21 protein-coding genes and 1 riboswitch are annotated in these 17,787 nt (G+C 71.2%); of the genes, 9 read left to right on the top strand and 12 right to left on the bottom strand.

The window, feature by feature from the left end:
* Window positions 1-6 precede the first annotated feature (6 nt).
* Window positions 7-921, bottom strand: coding sequence for a carbohydrate kinase family protein (locus tag E1292_RS35110; protein ID WP_132601331.1), 915 nt, complete (start codon window positions 919-921; stop codon window positions 7-9).
* 36 nt (window positions 922-957) lie between these two features.
* Between E1292_RS35110 and E1292_RS35105 the strand changes: the two genes are divergently transcribed.
* Together E1292_RS35105 and E1292_RS35100 are read left to right on the top strand one after the other, a co-directional pair.
* Window positions 958-1,671: a TetR/AcrR family transcriptional regulator gene (locus E1292_RS35105; protein ID WP_246090539.1), complete on the top strand. Its 714-nt coding sequence runs from the start codon at window positions 958-960 to the stop codon at window positions 1,669-1,671.
* A 37-nt stretch (window positions 1,672-1,708) separates the two neighbouring features.
* Window positions 1,709-2,344 carry a class II aldolase/adducin family protein gene (locus tag E1292_RS35100; RefSeq protein WP_132601328.1) on the top strand — a complete coding sequence of 212 codons (636 nt, stop codon included), beginning with the start codon at window positions 1,709-1,711 and terminating at the stop codon, window positions 2,342-2,344.
* Window positions 2,345-2,424: 80 nt separating this feature from the next.
* Here E1292_RS35100 and E1292_RS35095 read toward each other — a convergent pair whose 3' ends face one another.
* Window positions 2,425-3,993: a DUF885 domain-containing protein gene (locus E1292_RS35095; RefSeq protein ID WP_132601325.1), complete on the bottom strand. Its 1,569-nt coding sequence runs from the start codon at window positions 3,991-3,993 to the stop codon at window positions 2,425-2,427.
* A 22-nt stretch (window positions 3,994-4,015) separates the two neighbouring features.
* Between E1292_RS35095 and E1292_RS35090 the strand changes: the two genes are divergently transcribed.
* Window positions 4,016-5,248 (top strand): DUF4032 domain-containing protein, encoded by a 1,233-nt coding sequence (locus tag E1292_RS35090; protein WP_181958343.1) that lies wholly within the window; start codon window positions 4,016-4,018, stop codon window positions 5,246-5,248.
* On the opposite strand, the gene E1292_RS35085 is transcribed toward E1292_RS35090, so the two are convergent.
* On the bottom strand, window positions 5,242-5,844 hold the full coding sequence (locus E1292_RS35085) for an NAD(P)-dependent oxidoreductase (RefSeq protein ID WP_132601322.1): 603 nt from the start codon (window positions 5,842-5,844) through the stop codon (window positions 5,242-5,244). The genes E1292_RS35090 and E1292_RS35085 overlap by 7 nt on opposite strands.
* A 53-nt stretch (window positions 5,845-5,897) precedes the next feature.
* On the opposite strand from E1292_RS35085, the gene E1292_RS35080 reads away from it, so the two are divergent.
* Window positions 5,898-6,248, top strand: coding sequence for a winged helix-turn-helix transcriptional regulator (locus E1292_RS35080; protein WP_132601319.1), 351 nt, complete (start codon window positions 5,898-5,900; stop codon window positions 6,246-6,248).
* On the opposite strand, the gene E1292_RS35075 is transcribed toward E1292_RS35080, so the two are convergent.
* The 4 genes from E1292_RS35075 to E1292_RS35060 form a co-directional block, all read right to left on the bottom strand.
* On the bottom strand, window positions 6,249-7,094 hold the full coding sequence (locus E1292_RS35075) for an alpha/beta fold hydrolase (protein ID WP_220447213.1): 846 nt from the start codon (window positions 7,092-7,094) through the stop codon (window positions 6,249-6,251).
* A 38-nt stretch (window positions 7,095-7,132) separates the two neighbouring features.
* Entirely contained in the window at window positions 7,133-7,660 is a 528-nt protein-coding gene (locus E1292_RS35070) for a hypothetical protein (RefSeq protein WP_132601316.1), read from the bottom strand.
* A gap of 177 nt (window positions 7,661-7,837) precedes the next feature.
* Window positions 7,838-7,974, bottom strand: a riboswitch (cyclic di-AMP (ydaO/yuaA leader).
* A gap of 162 nt (window positions 7,975-8,136) precedes the next feature.
* Entirely contained in the window at window positions 8,137-8,337 is a 201-nt protein-coding gene (locus tag E1292_RS35065) for a DUF5302 domain-containing protein (protein ID WP_132601313.1), read from the bottom strand.
* Window positions 8,338-8,412: 75 nt separating this feature from the next.
* Window positions 8,413-8,982, bottom strand: a complete 570-nt coding sequence (locus E1292_RS35060) for a class I SAM-dependent methyltransferase (protein ID WP_132601310.1) — start codon at window positions 8,980-8,982, stop codon at window positions 8,413-8,415.
* Window positions 8,983-9,106: 124 nt separating this feature from the next.
* Here E1292_RS35060 and E1292_RS35055 point away from each other — a divergent pair, with 124 nt between their 5' ends.
* The 3 genes from E1292_RS35055 (at window position 9,107) to E1292_RS35045 (ending at window position 11,204) form a co-directional block, all read left to right on the top strand.
* A complete protein-coding gene (locus tag E1292_RS35055; protein ID WP_132601307.1) occupies window positions 9,107-10,093 on the top strand; it encodes a rod shape-determining protein in 987 nt (328 codons plus the stop codon).
* Between the two features lie 107 nt (window positions 10,094-10,200).
* Complete coding sequence (locus E1292_RS35050) at window positions 10,201-10,713, top strand: VOC family protein (RefSeq protein ID WP_132601304.1); 513 nt, start codon at window positions 10,201-10,203, stop codon at window positions 10,711-10,713.
* A gap of 80 nt (window positions 10,714-10,793) precedes the next feature.
* Window positions 10,794-11,204, top strand: coding sequence for a hypothetical protein (locus tag E1292_RS35045; protein ID WP_132601301.1), 411 nt, complete (start codon window positions 10,794-10,796; stop codon window positions 11,202-11,204).
* 37 nt (window positions 11,205-11,241) lie between these two features.
* Here E1292_RS35045 and E1292_RS35040 read toward each other — a convergent pair whose 3' ends face one another.
* From E1292_RS35040 to E1292_RS35025, 4 genes are read right to left on the bottom strand one after another with little or no spacing between them, the layout of a single operon-like run.
* The gene (locus E1292_RS35040) at window positions 11,242-12,459 is read right to left on the bottom strand and encodes an ABC transporter permease (protein WP_246090538.1); all 1,218 of its coding nucleotides are present in this window, start codon (window positions 12,457-12,459) and stop codon (window positions 11,242-11,244) included.
* Window positions 12,459-13,184, bottom strand: a complete 726-nt coding sequence (locus E1292_RS35035) for an ABC transporter ATP-binding protein (RefSeq protein WP_132601298.1) — start codon at window positions 13,182-13,184, stop codon at window positions 12,459-12,461. The genes E1292_RS35040 and E1292_RS35035 overlap by 1 nt, the downstream gene beginning before the upstream one ends.
* Entirely contained in the window at window positions 13,181-14,335 is a 1,155-nt protein-coding gene (locus E1292_RS35030) for an efflux RND transporter periplasmic adaptor subunit (RefSeq protein ID WP_132601295.1), read from the bottom strand. Before E1292_RS35030 ends, E1292_RS35035 begins: the two co-directional genes overlap by 4 nt.
* Complete coding sequence (locus E1292_RS35025; protein WP_132601292.1) at window positions 14,335-14,871, bottom strand: hypothetical protein; 537 nt, start codon at window positions 14,869-14,871, stop codon at window positions 14,335-14,337. Before E1292_RS35025 ends, E1292_RS35030 begins: the two co-directional genes overlap by 1 nt.
* Window positions 14,872-15,018: 147 nt before the next feature.
* Here E1292_RS35025 and E1292_RS35020 point away from each other — a divergent pair, with 147 nt between their 5' ends.
* Together E1292_RS35020 and E1292_RS35015 are read left to right on the top strand one after the other, a co-directional pair.
* Window positions 15,019-15,675 (top strand): response regulator transcription factor, encoded by a 657-nt coding sequence (locus E1292_RS35020; RefSeq protein ID WP_132601289.1) that lies wholly within the window; start codon window positions 15,019-15,021, stop codon window positions 15,673-15,675.
* Window positions 15,672-16,895, top strand: a complete 1,224-nt coding sequence (locus E1292_RS35015; protein ID WP_132601286.1) for a sensor histidine kinase — start codon at window positions 15,672-15,674, stop codon at window positions 16,893-16,895. Before E1292_RS35020 ends, E1292_RS35015 begins: the two co-directional genes overlap by 4 nt.
* Here E1292_RS35015 and E1292_RS35010 read toward each other — a convergent pair.
* Window positions 16,888-17,436: a hypothetical protein gene (locus E1292_RS35010; protein WP_132601283.1), complete on the bottom strand. Its 549-nt coding sequence runs from the start codon at window positions 17,434-17,436 to the stop codon at window positions 16,888-16,890. The two genes, E1292_RS35015 and E1292_RS35010, sit on opposite strands and share 8 nt — an antisense overlap.
* Window positions 17,437-17,787: the final 351 nt, after the last annotated feature.

The raw sequence follows: 17,787 nt of genomic DNA, 5'->3' as shown, positions 1-17,787 counted from the left end.
GGGTCCTTAGAGGAGGCTGAGGGTGGATGCGAGGTCGGTGAGGCCGGCGTCCGAGCCGAGGCCGGTGGCCACGCGGGCGGCGGCGGCCGTGCCCCAGCGGGCGGCGACCGGCACGTCCTGGCCGTGCAGCAGGCCCGTGAGGAAGCCGGCGCAGTAGGCGTCGCCGCAGCCGGTCGTGTCGGCCACCTCCGCCTTGATCGCGGGCACCCGCTCCGCGCCGCCCGCCGTCACGACGAGGCTGCCCGACGCGCCGAGGGTGACGAGCACGCCGCGAGGCCCGCGGGCCAGCAGGGCGTCCGCGGCCGCCGCGACGTCGGTGGCACCCGTCATGAGGAGGGCCTGCGACTCGTTGGGCAGGACGTAGTCCACGTGGGGCAGGAACGCCGTGGCCATGCCCAGCAGGTCGGGCATCTCCGACAGCAGGTCCATCGTGACGATCGTCCCGGCCGCGCGTACCTCGTCCAGGAGCGCGAAGAAGGCCGGATCGCCGAGGCCGAACGTGACGTCCATCCCGCCGAGGTGGATCGCCCGCGCGCCGCGCAGCACCCCGGCGTCCAGGTCGGCGTACGTCACCCCGAGGTTCGCGCCGGGCACGTGGAAGCTGGGCCGGCCGCCGTCGGGCCTGATGGGCAGGATCGACGCGGCGGTCTGCTCCCCCGGCCTGCGCACGAGGCGCGAGGCGTCCACGCCGCGCTTGGTGAGCACCGCCAGCAGGAAGTCGCCCAGCTCGTCGTCGCCGACGGCGCCCATGGTGACCACGGAGTTGCCCAGCTTGACCAGGTCGACCGCCGTTCCCGCGGCGGCGCCCGCGGCGGTGAGGCGGATCTGGTCGACCAGCACGGTGTCCTGGCCTTCGGGGATGTGCTCGACGGGCCTGGCGAGGATGTCGACGATGTGCACGCCGACGGTGGCGACGGTCATGGTCTAAATAGACAGACGTCCGAATAAAAAGTCAATATGGTGAGGTACGTCTACGAGAGGGGCAGCCCGATGCCGAAAATCGTCGACCACGACGAACGCAGGCGCGAGGTCATGGCGGCGGCCGGCCGGGTGATCGTCAGGGACGGCATCGACGCCGCCACCACGCGGGCCATCGCCAAGGAGGCCGGCTACTCCAACGGGGTCCTCGCCCACTACTTCGCCGACAAGGACGAGATCCTGCTGTCGGCGCTGCGCCAGTCCCACCAGCGCATCCGCGCCCGGCTGACCGCCAAGGTCGAGGGCGCGACGGGGCTGGCCGCGCTGCGCGAGCTGCTGCTCGACAACCTGCCGCTGGACGACGAGCGCGGCCAGGAGACCCGGCTCGAGGTCAGCTTCTGGAGCCGCAGCCTGACCTCGGAACGCCTGGCCGAGGTGCAGCGGGCGGAGGCGGCCGAGCTGCGCGCCGCCGTACGCGACCTGCTCGGGCAGGCCCGCGCGGCCGGCGAGCTGGTCCCGGAAAACCACGCGGAGGACCACGCGGAGGACCACGCGGAGGACCACGCGGAGGACCACGCGGAGGACCACGCGGAGGACCACGCGGAGGACCACGCGGACGGCGACCTGGACGACCTCACCGAGCACCTGCTCGCCCTGGTGGACGGCCTCAGCCTGCACCTGCTGCTCTACCCCGGCCGGATCACCAGGGAGGGCGCGGAACGCATCATGCTGGGTGCCCTCGACCGCCGCTGATTGCCGCGTTTCGGACAACCCACTACATTCGACGCACATGAGCCTCCGCGAGCAGTTGTGCGAGTACGGGCGGCGCGCCGTCGAGCTCGGCCTGGTCATCGGCACCTCGGGCAACCTGAGCGTGCGCCAGGGCGACCTGGTGGCGGTCACGCCCTCGGGGGTCGCGCTCGACCGGCTGACGCCCGAGCTGTGCCCGATCGTGGACGTCTCGGGCCACCTCGTCGAAGGCGACGCCCAGCCGTCCAGCGAGACCCCCATGCACCTGGCCGTCTACGAGGCCACGGACGCGCTGGCCGTGGTGCACACGCATTCCGTGTTCGGGACGGTCGTGGCCACCACGATGACGGAGCTGCCGCCGGTGCACTACAACGCGCTGTCACTCGGCGGCGTGGTCAAGGTCGCCGAGTACGCCACGTACGGCACTCCCGAGCTGGCCGCCAACGTACGGGCGGCGCTGGAGGGCAAGCAGGCGGCCCTGATGGCCAACCACGGCGGGGTGACCATCGGGCCGACGCTGGAGCAGGCGTTCGAGGCGACCCGCCTGCTGGAGTGGTTGTGCGAGGTGTACGTCAGAGGGCTCGGCGTCGGCAAGCCGGCCATCCTCACGGACGAGCAGCTCGCCGCCGTCGTCGACCGCGCGCTCAACCCGCCGGCGTTCCCCCGCCGCCCCTGACCGCACGGCCCGGCCGCCCGGCTCCGACCACACCGCCCGGCCACCGGGCCCGACCACCGGGGCCGCCCGGCAGGCGGTGGTCAGGCGAGCGCGGCCTGCTCGGCCAGACCCAGGGGCAGGCCCCCGGATCCGGCGATCCGGTCGTGGAACTCCTTCGGCGTGCCGCGGAACGACTCCCGGATCCGGTCGATCTCGATCGCGCCCGTGAGGTAGGACGGCGCCTGCGTGGGCCAGGCGCAGTAGCGGTTCACCTCGCCCTGGGCGGTCCCCGGCGACAGCGACGCCTTCGTGGCCATGAACGTCTCGGCCTCCTCGACGGACATGTCCTCGCAGTGCAGCGCGGTGTCCACCACGATCCGGGCGGCGCGGAAGATCCGGCAGTCGAGGTGGGCCAGCTCGGTGGCGGGGGTGTCGAAGTAGCCCTGCTCGTGCAGGAGCTTCTCGACGTACAGGGCCCAGCCTTCGGTGAAGTACGGGGTGCGGAAGACCTTCCTGGCCGTACGCTGGTTGCCCGCCATGTACGACAGGTGCCAGTGGTGCCCCGGATAGGCCTCGTGGACGGCGATCGACGGCATCTGGGCCCGGGAGTTGGTGCGCAGGCGCTGGCGTACCTGTTCGGGGGTGAAGTCGTCGGGCGTGTAGGGGACGAAGAAGACGCCCGTGCGTGAGGCGCTCAGCGGCGGCGGCGACAGGTAGTGGGCGACGGACAGGACCGGGCGCGTGTACTCGGCCGACGGCAGCACGTGGCACTCCTCGCCGTCGGCGAACGTGACCAGGTCGTGCTCCCTGACGAACGCGCGGGCCCGCCGGGTCTCCGCCTCGTATTCTGCGCGCATGTCGGCCAGCGTGGGCGGGTGATCGTCCATGAGGGACTCCATGGCCGCCCGCCAGTCCTCGGTGCCGTTGACCCCGAGCGCGACCCGGCGCATCCGCGCGTCCAGCTCCGCCCAGGCGGCCTTGCCCTTCTCGTGCAGCTCGGCGGCGCCGTACGCGAGCATCTCGCGCTCGCGCAGCAGCGTGGAGTAGAGCTTCTCCCCCATCCGCCAGGTGCCGCCGCACTCGAAGCCCTCCAGGAAGGTGACCAGCTCGTCGAACGCCCGCGCGGCGGGCTCGGCGGCCTCGGCCAGGGTCGCGCGCAGGCCCTCGTCCTGGACCATGGACGGGATCGTGCGGGTGAGGAAGTTGCGGCCGGTGCGGGCCTGGCCGAGCCCGCGCTGCACCAGCAGCGGGGCCGCCAGGTCGGGGTCCAGGTTGGCGCGGCAGGCGGCCAGCACGCCGGGCACCTCGGCGAGCCGGGAGACGGCGGCCGCCACCAGCTCGGGCTCCGGCTTGAGGCGGTGCTGGAACGGCGTGAACATCGAGGCGAAGATCGCGGACAGGTAGGTGGCGGGGTCGCGCCGCCATGCGGGCCAGGAGGCCAGCGCGATGGAACCCCTCAGCTGGGAGAGGACAAGGTCTCTGTCGATCGTGTCGTCGAGTGACCCGGTCTCGAGTGCCGACAGGCGATCGTGCCAGCGGGCCTCCTCCCGCTCGCGGGCGGTCCAGGCGGTGGCGGTGAAATCGCCGAGGGTGTGATCGTAGCCGTCCGCCCCCAATGTGCTGGCGATGACGGGACGGTCGGAAAAGTACCACTTGAGAAACTCGTCCACCGATGCACCATATCCTGATGAAATGCCCCTGCAGATCACCGGCGCGCTAGGCGACCCTGACCTGATCCGCCTCCCTTGGGAGGTGCCCCTCCAAGACTGGCCGCAGCGTCACCTGGTCGATCTGCCCCGCGGCATCTCGCGCCACGTGGTGCGGTTCGCCAGACTGTCCGGCAAGGTGTACGCGATCAAGGAGATCAGCGAGCGGTACGCCAAGCGCGAATACCAGTTGTTGTGGGACCTCGCCCGGCTCGACGCCCCCTCCGTGGAGCCCGTCGCGTACGTCACCGGCCGCGAGAACGGGCTCGACGCGGCACTGATCACCAGGCACCTGCAGTTCTCCCTCCCCTACCGCGCGGTCATGTCGGGCACCCTGCGCCCCGACACGCTCACCCGCCTGCTGGACGCGCTCGCCGTGCTGCTGGTCCGGCTGCACCTGAACGGCTTCTACTGGGGCGACTGCTCGCTGTCCAACACGTTGTTCCGCAGGGACGCGGGGGCGTTCGCCGCCTACCTCGTGGACGCCGAGACCGGCGAGATGCACCCGATGATCAGCGAGGGGCAGCGGCGCGGCGACATCGACGTGGCGCACACGAACATCTTCGGCGAGATGCTCGACCTCGAGGCCGGCGGGCTGCTGCACCCGTCGATCGATCCCATGGACACCGCCGAGGACATCGTCGCCCGCTACCACCGCCTGTGGGACGAGATCACCCAGAGCGAGATCATCGAGGAGGTCGACTGGCACCGGGTGGAGCAGCGGATCAGACGGCTCAACCTGCTCGGCTTCGACGTGGCCGAGATGATGGTGCGGCGCAAGGTCGGCACCGGACGGCTGATCGTACGGCCCAAGGTCGTGGACGCGGGGCACCACCAGCGGCGGCTGCTCAGGCTGACCGGGCTCGACGTGGAGGAGAACCAGGCGCGGCGGCTGCTCAACGACCTCGACGGCTTCAGGGTCGCCAAGGGCCTGCGGCACGAGGACGAGGCCATCGTGGCGCACCGCTGGCTGGCGGAGGTGTTCCAGCCCACGGTCGAGGCGATCCCCGCCGAGCTGCGCGGGAAGCTGGAGCCCGCGCAGCTCTTCCACGAGATCCTCGACCATCGCTGGTATCTGTCGGAGGGGGAGAACGCCGACGTGGGGCTGACCACGGCCGTGAAGTCGTACGTGGACAACGTGCTCGTGCACAAGCCCGACGAGAAGGCGCTGCTCCCCGACGAGGACGCCCAGCCGGTCTCCGGCGAGGCGGCTCAGTAGGCGGCGGTGATGCGGCTGCGCGGGTGGGCGTTCCGCTCCACCTCGTCGGCGATCGCGACCGCGAGGTCCTCGGCGCTGATGGCGCTGCGGCCCCGCTCGTCGGTCAGCAGCATGTCGCCGCCGACGCGGAAGGCGCCCGTACGCTCGCCCGGCGCGAGCTCCGCGGCCGGCGAGACGTAGGTCCAGTCGAGGTCCGCGACCTCCCGGTAGAGCTCGAGCGCGGCACGAGCGGCCAGCGCCTCCTTCTTCAGGTGCTCGGGGAAGCCGGGCGTGTCGACCAGGTCGACGCCGGACGAGACCTGGAGGCTGCCCGCGCCGCCCACGACGACGAGCCGGCGCACCCCGGCCGCGCGCACACCCTCGATGAGGGCGCGGTTGGCGGCGAGGAAGGGTGGCCCCGGCTCGGTGCCGTCGCGCGGCGGCGCGATGGCGGAGATGACGGCGTCGTGGCCCTTGGCCAGCGTGGCGGCGTCGTGGACGTCGCCCTTGACGGGCCCGCTGCGGCTGAGGCCGGTCACCTCGTGCCCGCGGCCGGCCAGTTCCGCGGCTATGCGCTGACCGAGCATGCCGGTCGCGCCGAAAAGAAGGATCTTCATGGGGTCACGATATCCATCGGATACTGGTTACTTCACCGTGCTATAAGTACCTTGTGGATACCGGTGATATCTTCGACCCGAATTGCCCGACGCGGGTGGTTCTCGACCGGATCGGCGACAAATGGTCGGCGCTGGTGCTGCTCTGCCTCGCCGACGGGCCGATGCGCTTCACCCGGCTGCGCTCGCGGATCGGCGGGGTCACGCCCAAGGTGCTGACGCAGACGTTGCGGACCATGGAGCAGGACGGGCTGATCACGCGCGAGGTGTTCGCGGAGGTGCCGCCTCGGGTGGAGTACGCGCTGACCGACCTGGGCCGCTCCTTGCACGACCCGATCTCGGCGGTGGCCACGTGGGCCGAGACCCACGTGGCCGAGATCCTCCGGCGGCGGGAGCGGTCCGCGTAGTCAGGCGGCGGTCAGCTTGGCGATCTCGCGGGCGATCTCCGGCCAGAGCGGCTCGGGCAGGTCGTGGCCCATGCCCGGATAGGTCACCAGCCGGGCGCCGGGAATGGCCGCCGCCGTGGCCCGGCCGCCCTCGACCGGGATGAGCGGGTCGGCCTCCCCGTGCAGCACCAGCGCCGGTATGGTCAGGCTCGCCAGCAGGTCCGTACGGTCACCCGAAGCCATGATCGCGGCCAGCTGCCGGCCCGTGCCCGCCGGGTCGAAGCAGCGGTCGAACGCGCGCCCGGCCCTCTGGACGACCCTCTCCCGGTCCATCGCGTAACCGGGCGAGCCGATCACCGCATACGTCTCCAGCGCCTGCGCCATGACGGCCGCCCGTTCGGCGGCGGGACGGGCGGTCAGGGCCGCGAACGCGGCCTCCGTCGGCGGAGCGACCGTGGGGCCGGGCGTCGACATGAGCGAGGTGAGGGTCAGCACCCGTGCCGGATGCCGGATGGCCAGGGACTGGGCGATCATCCCGCCCATGGAGGCGCCGACCACGTGGGCGGCCGGCCAGCCGATGGCGTCCATGAAGCCCGCGGTGTCGTCGGCCAGGTCGTCCAGCAGGTACGCCGAAGGCGCCCCCGTCGTGGGAGCGCCCTGGTCGTGGAGGTGAGTCGACAGGCCCGCGTCGCGGTTGTCGAACCGGACGACGTGGTGTCCCTGCTCCACCAGGAGCTCGCAGAACCCGTCGTCCCAGTGGGTGAGCTGCGCGCCGAGCCCCATGATGAGAAGCAGGGGCCGTCCGTCGGGGGAGCCGATGCTTTCGTAGGCGATGTCGATGCCGTTCGCGGCTACGCGGAGGGTCACGGTGACCAGAATGTCATTCTGGCGCCACGTTAGTAAAGTCAGCCTCGCCGGGCGTACGCGCCGGTCGAGAAGGGCACCGGCCGCCCCTTCTTGCCCAGGCCGTCACCCCACTTGGTGATGACGTAGTCGATCTCGATGTGCCCCTTGCCGCCATTGCCGTCGATCATCAGCGAGTCGCGGTTGAAGGTGCCCCCGGTCAGGTCGGCGAACGTCTTGGCGTCGAGATCCAGCATGATGCCGCGACTGGACGGCTCCCCCGGCCCTCTGTCCCCGACGAAGAAGGGCATCTTCTTGCCCTTGTAGATCACGTACCCCTCGGTCAGCAGCGGCCAGCTCGGGCTGGCGGCCATGCCCTTCTGCATCGGCTTGCCGCTGGCGGGGAGGCCGGTGTCGCCGGCCCTGCCCGAGCCGTCGTCCCAGAAGTACGACGCCGTGGTGGAGCCCTTGAACAGGACCTTCTCCTCGGCGCCCGGATCGGCGTGTGCCGCGGTGCAGACGACGCTCATCGAGCTGACGGCGGAGGCGGTGAGCAGGGCAAGGGAACGCAGACCAGAACGGGGAGACATGAAAATGTGAAGTCCTTCGCGAGGGGACGAGGGGGAGGCGCGCCGGCAAGAAGGCACGGCGCTGCGGCACGCCCGAGCGACTACATCGGGCGAGGGAAAGAACCTGGGGAAGGAGGGCCGCTCAGGCGGCGGCCGGCACTACGCGATTCGGGGGTACGACGCGGCAATACATGCGGTATGTCCTCTCCATCACACCTACCGGGTTAGCTGACGGGTTCGGGCGTGGAGATGCCCTACCGGCACGCGGCCGGATTCACCCCAGTGAGGGTGGGTCCCCGGTTCCCGATCGAGTCGGGATTCGGCGCCAGCCGGAGGCCCTCTCTTGGGTAAGGGCCAGGTCACCGGCTGGTAATGGCGGCAACTCTAGCAGCGAATCGGACATACGCAAACGATTCGCCATCAAACGGGCAAAGATCTACCTAGCGCGGGAATACAAAAGGGGGTACGGCATGCCGTACCCCCTCAGTTCCTCCGGCTCAGCCGCCGCTCTTGCGCCTGAACGATCTCTTACTCGCAGCCGGGCCGTGCGCCCCGTGAATCTTCGATGGGTCGACGCCCCTGCCACCAGCGCCGGAGCCCGCATGCTGGTTGCGCTTGCGCTCCAGTGCTTCGCGGAACTTGCGCTTCATCTCGTCCTCGGGAGTTTCGCTGACTTCCGGCTCCGGTGATTCCGCCATGAGGACCTCCATGGTGTTGGGGACAACCACAGCTTCGCACGAGGTCGCTTTCGACGCGAAACCGACCTCGCCCTGTTATCCGTCTCGGATGAACGCCAGCAGCCGGAACACCGGGTCAGGCCCGTCCCGCCCCTGCCCGTGACCCACGAACGTGGCCTCGCCGGACTGCCGCAGACCGTGCCGCGCCGCCTCCGCCACGACCAGCTCCCGGTCGTCGGCGGGATGCCGCCGGCCTCCAGGCCCGTGGGCGGCCCGCTTGTCGACCGTCGTGACGTACACGCCGCCTGGCCGCACCACGCGCGCGGCCTCGGCGATCACCGGGCGGGCGTCGCCGAGCAGGTGGAGCAGCCAGATCGTGGTGACCGCGTCGACCGACCCGTCGCGTACGGGTAACGCGCAGCCGTCACCCAGGACCACGTGCACCCGCCCCGCGGCGACCCGCGCCATGCCGGCGGAGGCGTCCACGCCGAGCACCCGCAGGCCGCGCCCGGCGAGTTCCCTGGTCACCAGCCCGGTGCCGCACGCGACGTCGAGCAGCGTGCCCCCGGGCAGCAGACCGCGCACGGCCTCGGCGGCGGCCTCGGCCCGCGGCAGGCCGCCACGGGTCTCGTCGTAATGTGCGGCTTCGAAGTCGTAGTCGAGCACGATCGCAGCGTACGCCCGCCGGGTAAAGGGAGACCGTTCGGTTCCTGGTGTTGCGTTGGAGTGGCCCAGGAAATACACCCCGCATGTTGGTCGACGCCCCAGGTGCCACGATGGACGTGCCGCGATGAACGTGCTCGGTCATGACCTGGCGATGGATCTGGGTGCCGCGAGCACCCGGATCTACGTCAAGGGCAAGGGCATCGTGCTCGACGAGCCCTCCGCCGTCATGCTGGACAGCCGCACGGGCCGGGTCGTCGGATACGGCGCCGAGGCCGCCCAGGGCGCGCGGGGAGAGACGCGCTGGCCGGTCAGCGGCGGCCTCCCGGTCGACGACGAACTCGCCCGGCACCTGATCAGGTACTTCCTGCGCAGAGTGCACGGGCATCCGTTCTCCAGGCCGCGCGTCGTGCTGGCGCTGCCGAACAACTCCACCCCGATCGAGCGCGCGGCGCTGCGCGACATCGCGTTCGAGGCGGAGGCCAGGGGGATCCTGCTGATCCCGCACGCGCTGGCGGCGGCGCTGGGCGTGGGCTTGCCGGTCAAGGACTGCGCCGGGCGCATGGTGATCGACATCGGGCGCGACACCACCAGGATCGCCGTGCTCTCCCACGGCTCCGTGATCGCGGCCGCCGCGATCCCCGGCGGCGGCGAGGGCATGAACCGCGCCATCATCCGCCAGGTCGAACGCGACCACGGGCTGCAACTCGACGAGGAGGAGGCCGAGTCGGCCAAGCGGCGCGCCGGCACCGCGTGGAAGCCTCTGTATCGGCAGGTCACGGTGCGCGGACGCGAGAGCGACACCGGCCGCGAGCGCTCGATTCCGCTGCCCGTGCAGCGGATCTACGAGGCGACCAGGCAGCCGATCGAGTCCATCGTGCGGGCCGCGATCGAAACCGTGGAGCAGTGCCCGCCCGAGATCTCCGTGGATCTCGCCGACCGCGGCGCGGTGGTGGTGGGCGGCGGCGCGCTGCTGCGCGGGCTCGGCCGGCGGTTGCGGGCGGCGCTGGGCATTCCGGTGAGCAGGGCGGAGCGGCCGATGGAGTCCGTGGCGCTCGGGCTCGGCCGCTGCGCGGAGGACCTGGGGCTGATCTCCAGGCTCCGCGGCCGGTGACCCGCCGCGAGGGAACGACGCGAGAGGCCGGCGACCGCGGCGGTCGACCCGGCGCGAGGGGAACGACGCGACGGCCCGGCGACCGCGGCGGCGAGGGGAGACAGTCCATGACCGTGCACGGCATCGACCACGTCGGGGTGACGGTGCCCGACCTCGACGAGGCGACGAAATTCTTCGCCCGCGCGTTCGGGGCCGAGGTGCTCTACGACACCCTGCCCAAGGAGCGGGGACCGAAGGGAGGGTGGGCGGTCGAGCGGCGGCTGGGCGTGCCCCAGGGGACGGTCGAGGTGGCGATCCGCATGCTGCGGCTGCCCAACGGGCCCGGAATCGAGCTGTTCGAGTTCGGCGGGCCACGGCAGGCCGACCCGGTCCTCATGTGCGATCTGGGATGGCAGCACGTCGCCCTGTACGTGGACGACGTGGACGCGGCGGTCCAGCGGATGATCGAGGCCGGCGGGTCGCCGATGGCCGAGCCGGTGCCGCTGCCGGGGCCGGAGTCGGGCGGGCGCAACCGGTTCGTCCACTGCCGCACGCCCTGGGGCAGCGTGGTGGAACTGGTCACCTACCCGGACGCGCAGCCGTACGAGCAGGACACCGGGCTGCGCCGCTGGCGGCCCTGACGCGTGCCGGCTCCGCCCTGTGCGCCTGGACGGTTTCCGGCTACATTGCGAAGGTGCGCCTTCGCCGTCACGGTGTCCCCGTGATGCTCCTCTGCGTCGCGGCGGTGACGTCCTGCGCTGCGGCGGGGCCGGCGAACCTCGAAGAGGCCGGCGAGCGGCTCAGCGCCGACGCCGGGCGCCTGCTCGACGCGGCCGGCCTGGATGTGTCGCAGGCCGAGGAGATCGACGACGACGTCTGCCTGCCGGGGCAGGCGCGGCGGTTGCTGCGTGCCGAGAGCGACGCTGCGGGCGCCTCCACGGGGCTGCTCGACCGGCTGGGGGAAATGGGCTACAGCAAGATCGCCGACGATGTGGATCTCCGTGACGATGACGCGGACGTCTCAGTGCTGCGCAACCCGGAGACGGGGCTGACCTTCGAGCTGACCGTGCTCGCCGGAGAGCCGCCCGTGGTCCGGATCGTCGGCAAGACGACCTGCTACGCCGCCGAATAGCAGGCCGCCTCGCCACCCCGCGCGCCCGGACGGACGCTCACGGGGTGGACAGGGCCTCCGTCGGTGACAGCCGGGAGGCGCGGATGGCCGGGTAGAGGCCGGCCACGGCCCCGATGAGCAGGGTGGCCACCAGGCCGCCCACCGTGGCCCAGGCCGGCACCACGGACGGCCAGCCGCTGTAGAGCGCGTACCCCATGGTGACGCCCATGCCGAGCAGGATCCCCCCGCTCCCGCCCATCGCGGACAGCAGCAGCGACTCGGCGAGGAACTGCGTGCGGATCTGGCCGCGAGTGGCGCCCAGTGACCGCCGCAGGCCGATCTCCGCGCGGCGTTCGAGCACCGAGATGACCATGGTGTTGGCCACGCCGACGCCGCCGACGAGCAGGGCCACCGCGCCGACGCCCAGCAGGAGGTTGGCGAACGCCTGGCTGGTCGCCTGCTTGGCGGCCAGCGCGTCGGACGGGCGCGAGACGTCCACCTCGTTCGGCGCCTCGGGGTTGGCCGTGCCGGCCAGCACCTGCCGTACCGACTCCAGCTTGGCCTCCTCCGACCGGGTGTAGAGCGTGGTCGGGTGGCCGTCGAAGTCCAGCCTCGACTCCGCCACCGGCCAGCCGACCAGGACCCCGCTGTCCAGGTCGGCGGCGAGCGCCACCGGGTTCAGGATGCCGACGACCGTGAACCGCACGCCGCCGACGACGATCTGGGTGTCCACGCCCGCCGCGCCGATGCCGAGCCGCTGGGCGGTGACGGAGCCGAGCACGGCGGCGGGGTAACGTTCCGTGGCCGCGTTCAGCCAGGTGCCGCTGCTCAGGGTCGCGCCCACCGTGGCGGGCAGGTCGAGGCTCGCGGCGTACGCGCTGATGCCGCCCGTCTGTGCCTCGGGGATCTGCTCCGACCGGTACACCTTGGCCTCGGAGACCTTCCCGACCGACGACGCCCGCTCGACGGGGCCGATGCGTTCGATCATCATCTCCGCGTCCTCCGGCATCTGCGCCGCCTCGCCCATGAGCGTGGTGCCCGACGACACGGTGAGCAGATTGGTTCCGAGCGCCGACAGCGTACGGTCGAGCTCGGCGCCCGACGAGGACGAGAGCCCGACGACGCCGACCATGGCGGCGATGCCGATCGCGATGCCCAGCGCCGACAGGAACGCCCGCAGCGGTCGCGTGCGCAGGCCGACCGCGCCGACCCGCAGGACATCACCCAGCCGCATCCTGGCCGGCGACGGTTTGAGCCGCGCCACCTCGATGCCCATCACGCCACCCCTGATCCGGCGTGCCGGGGCCAGGGCTCGCTGGGCGGGGCGGCGGCGGAGTCGGAGACGATCCGGCCGTCGCGCATCCGCACCTGCCTGGGCAGACCCGCCGCGATCTCCCGGTCGTGCGTGATGATCAGGATGGTCGTGCCGCTCGCGTTCAGCTCGTGCAGCAACTCCATCACCCCCGTCCCCGACACCGAGTCCAGCGCCCCGGTGGGTTCGTCGGCCAGCACCAGCGGCGGGTCGCCCGCCACGGCCCTGGCGATGGCCACGCGCTGCCGTTCACCGCCGGACAACTCGTGCGGCTCGTGGTCCATCCGGTGCCCCAGCCCCACCCGGTCCAGCGCGGCCGCCGCGCGGCGGCGCCGCTCCGGCCTGCTCAGGCCCGTGTAGACGAGCCCGTCGGCCACGTTGTCCAGCGCGGGGACCTTCGATGCGAGGTGGAACGACTGGAAGACGAAGCCGATCGTGGTGGCCCGCAGCGCCGACAGCTGCCCGTCCGACAACGTCGAGACGTCGTAGCCGTCGATGTGCACGGTCCCCGAGGTGGGCCGGTCGAGGGTGCCGATGACGTTGAGCATGGTCGACTTCCCCGAGCCCGACGGCCCGACGATGGCGGCCAGCTCGCCGTGCCGGATCCGCAGCGACACCGACTGCAGCGCCGCCACGCCGCCGGGATAGGTCCTGGACACGTCCGTCAGCTCGATCATGGGGTACGTCATGACTTCGGCATCCCCACGGTCATGCCCTCGGCGAGCCCGTCGCCGCTGACCTCGACCCGGCCCCCGGCGAACAGCCCCGTCTCCACCGCGACGTACCGGGACCTTCCTCCCTCGATGATCTGGAGGCCGAACCCGCCCTCCTGCAGCGCCACGAGCGCCGCGACCGGCACGGTCAGGACGTCCTTGCGCTTGGAGGCCGTGAACGTCACGTCCACCGCCGCCTTGTCGAGGCCCTTGGCGGCCTTCGAGTCGCCGATCGAGACCAGCGCCTCCAGCCGGGTCTCCGGCTCGGCGTCCTGGCTCTCTCCTGGCTGGATGACGGTGGCGACCTCGGTCACCTTGCCGTCCACGCTCTTGCCGTCCGGCAGCGTGACCTCGACCTCGGAGCCCTTCTTGGCCATCCGCTGGTCCTCGGCGTCCAGCTCGACCGTGATCACCTTGGACGTGCCGGTGTAGGTCAGCACCTTCTGACCGGGCGCGGTCGGCTGGCCCTCCTCGGTCTCCAGGCTCTCCACCCGCACCTTGCCGGGCGCGAAGACGATCCGGCCCAGCTCGACCACGCCGGTCTCGTCCAGCCCCCGATCCTCCTGCCACTCCATGACGGCCTCGGCCGTGTCGTAGGTGTACTCGTCGTCGACGGTGAAGCCGTCGTAGCCGAGCTTGCTGAGGTTGCGTTCCAACGCCTCGACGTCGCCGCCCTCCAGCCCGGACTTGAGGTCGCGGTACGCGGGCGTCTTGCCGTACATGAGCATGACCGGCTCGTTGTCCACCCGGTAGAGGGATTTGCCGCGGGTGATCTGCCGGCCGCTGTCGGGCAGCCACGTGATCGTGCCCGGTCTCCTGCTCACCGCCGTGGTCACCGGGCCGTAGCCCAGCTCGCCGTCGGCGTCCCTGGTGTCGTTCAGGGTCTGCTTGGTCACCTCGGTGGTGGCAGGGGGCAACGCACCGGCCGACCGCGTCGGCTCCGCGTTCCCGTCCAGCAGGCCCGCGCTGTTCACCGCCACCAGCGCACCGCCGGCGACGGCCACGGCCACGGCGACCAGCAGGCCGGCGACCAGCTTGCCCCGCCCGCCGCGTCGGCGGCGGGCGGATGTCGCGTCGGGCTCCGCCTTCCCGTCCAGAGGCGTGGCCCGGTCCGTCGCCGGAGTCATCAGGAATCTCCCACACCGGCTTCGGCGGACTCCTTCTGGCATTTGGCCTGCGCGTCCTTGAAGTCGGGGTCCTTGCCGACCTCACCCGTGATGCGCATCATGTTGCCCTCGGGGTCGGGGTAGTTCTCGACGCCGTTGTCACGCATGCACTGCGCCAGCTTGCGCAGGTTCTCGCCCATCTTGGGGTCGCCCTGGCCCGACTTCTGCCCGCTCGGGGCGAACTCCTTGCAGGCCTCCTGGGCCTTCTCGATCCGCTCCCGATCCTCCGGGCCTTTCGCCTCCATCTTCATCCTGACGCCCTTGCCCGGCTCCGGGTCGGGGACATCCACGCCGTTCTCGCGCATGCACTGCGCGAACTTGAGGCCTTGTTCCTGTGGATCCACGCTCGGCTTGCTGGTGGCCGCGGCCTGGTTGCCGCTGCCGCCGCTCACCGACGCCACATCGGATCCGCCGCCACCGGCGGACCCGCAACCGGTCAGGGCCAGGGTGAACGCGATCGGCGCCACGGCCAGCGCGCTGAGGACTCGTCCTCGCATCAAAGCTCTCCTCCGTCGAACTGTCGTCGAAGGGAGATGCAATAGAGCCGGCTGTTTCCTCAACGTTTCCATTTCGGCTTACTTCGAGCGAATATCTCCTGCGCCACAATCGGCCTCGGTAAGCGGATGAAAGGGCTTGGATACGCCATGCGGGTGTTGGTGGTAGAAGACGAGCGCATCCTCGCCGACGCGATCGCCGAATGGCTGCGGGACGAGACCCACGCGGTCGACCTGGCGCACGACGGCGAGAGCGCGCTGGAGCGGATCGCGGTCAACGATTACGACGTCGTCGTGCTGGATCGCGACCTGCCGCGCGTGCACGGCGACGACGTGTGCAAGCAGCTCGTGGCGTCGGAATCCGACGCGCGGGTGCTGATGCTGACGGCCGCCGCGCAGCTCGACGACCGGGTGACCGGGCTGTCCATCGGCGCCGACGACTACTTGCCGAAACCGTTCGCCTTTCCCGAGCTGGCCGCTCGCGTGCTGGCGCTGGGCCGGCGCGCCCGCCCCGCCGCGCCGCCCGTGCTGCGGCGGGCCGGGATCACGCTGGACCCGGCGCGGCGGGAGGTGTACAGGAACGGGCGGTTCGTGCCGCTGTCGAAGAAGGAGTTCGCCGTCCTGACCGAGCTGATGCGGGCGAACGGGACCGTCGTCTCCGCCGAGCAGCTGCTGGAGAAGGCGTGGGACGAGCACGCCGACCCCTTCACCGGCGCGGTCCGGCTCACCATCCTGAAGCTGCGCCGCAAACTCGCCGACCCGCCGGTCGTGGAGACCGTGCCAGGAGTGGGGTATCGGATCGCATGATCTTCTCGCGCCTGTCACGCCCGCAGCCGACCCTCCGGCTGCGGCTCACCCTCGTCTACGGCGCCCTGTTCATGGTCGCCGGGCTGACGCTGCTCGGCGTCACCTATCTCCTGTTCGACCAGCAGCTCAACCAGTACTTCGAGAGCCGGTTCGCGCCGGAGCCCGGCAAGTTCAAGAAGACCTTCCTCCTCCGCGACGGGATCGAACTCTCGGGCGAGGCGGCGAGGGAGTTCATAGAGCGGCAGGAGATGGAGTTGCGCGGCGTCGCCGTCACGTCGCTGATCACCCAGGGAGCCGTCGCGCTGATCGTGGTCGGGGCCGCCGCAGTGGTGCTCGGCTGGGTGGTGGCGGGCCGCGTGCTGGCGCCGCTGCACCAGGTGACCGCCACGGCGCGCAGGATCGCCGCCGCCCCGATGGCCGAGCGCGGCCTGCACGAGCGCATCTCCCTGGACGGGCCCGACGACGAGGTCAAGGAGCTCGCCGACACCTTCGACACCATGGTCGAGCGGCTCGACCACTCCTTCGACGGGCAGCGCAGGTTCGTCGCGAACGCCTCCCACGAGCTGCGCACCCCGCTGACCCTGAACCGGGCGCTGGTCGAACTGGCCATGCACCGGCGTACGGCCACGCCCGACGTCAAGGAGCTGGGCGAGAGCCTGCTGGAGATCAACGCCCGCCACGAACGCCTCATCTCCGGACTGCTGCTGCTGGCCAGATCGGACCAGCACATCGCGGACCGGTCGCCGGTCGACCTGGCCGACGTGGTGACGCACGTGGTCGCCCACACCTCGTCCGACGCCTTCGAGGCCAAGGTCACGATGTACGAGGTCGCCGAGCAGGCCCCCACCACCGGGGACGCGCTGCTGCTGGAACGGCTCGTGCACAACCTCGTGGAGAACGGCATCCGGTACAACGTCGACGACGGCACCGGATGGGTGCGGGTGGTGAGCCGTACCGTGTCGGACGGGAAGGTCGAGGTGGAGGTCAGCAACACCGGGCCGAGCGTGCCGCCGTACGATGTCCACCTGCTCTTCAAGCCCTTCCACCGGCACGGGGCCGAACGGACCGTCACGGGGAAGAGCGCCGGGCTGGGCCTGTCGATCGTGCGGTCGGTGGCGCTCGCGCACGGCGGCGAGGTGCGGGCGCGGCCGCGCGAGGGCGGCGGCCTGGTCGTGATCGCCTCCCTCCCGCGGCCCCGCCCCGGTCACGTGGTCAGTTGACGCAGTCCTGCGTGTCGAGCCCGAGCGCCAGCTCCTCGACCGTGCCCTTCTTCGTGGCGAAGAAGGCGTAGTAGGCCTTGCCGTTGCCGGGCACGGAGGCGAGGAGGAAGCCGCTCGCGGCCGTCTTCCACCGCGGGTATGCCTTCTTGACCTGCTTCGTCGTGGAACCGATGCCGATGCTCTGCGGTGTCCTGACATCCTTCGGGGCGAAGATCACGGCCACGCCGCGCCGCTTCGAGATGTACAGGCCCACGCTGTTCCTGCCGGTGGGGTGTGCCTTCAGGTCCCAGCCGGAGCAGGCACCTCCCCCCAGGGGCATCTTGAGCAGGACCTTGCCTGTCGCTCCCGCCTTCTTCGCGCTCATCCCCAGCCTGACCTTGCCGTAGCCGTACGGGCCCAGCCTGGTCTTGGCGGCCCCGACGCCCTCAGTGGCCTGCCCAGCGGGGGTGGCTCGGGCCGCACGGATTGTCTGGGCGAGTGCGGGCGTGCCGGTCGCGATCAGCGCCCCACCGGCCAGGACCGCGACGAGTGCCCTGCCCATGATCATCGTCCTCCTCGGATCGGAATGGCGGCCACCATATATATAAGGAGAGCCGCTGTTCGGTGAGAGCGCCAGTGGCGGCTGCCAGCGGGGCGCGCGACGTGCCCCCTTCCGGAGGGGCGAGCATCGGTGGACGGGCGTGGCCCGGCTGTGCTCCGGTGAGCTGGGTCGGGCACCATGCACCTCTTTCCGGCCCTCCCGCGTCGGCGGCGTCCGGCCCTTGTGGCGGGGATGGTCGGGAGGGTGCGGAGCCACCCTGCCAGGCCTCCTGGCTCTTATACACATCCCCGAGCCCACGAGACGTAGCAGGATATCGTATGCCGTTTTCGGCTTTATAAAAAACACAAACAA

This window comes from Nonomuraea deserti, from assembly GCF_004348685.1.
Classification (GTDB): domain Bacteria; phylum Actinomycetota; class Actinomycetes; order Streptosporangiales; family Streptosporangiaceae; genus Nonomuraea; species Nonomuraea deserti.
Note: the sequence above shows the minus strand (reverse complement) of the source record. Positions and strands in the feature narration are given on the sequence as shown.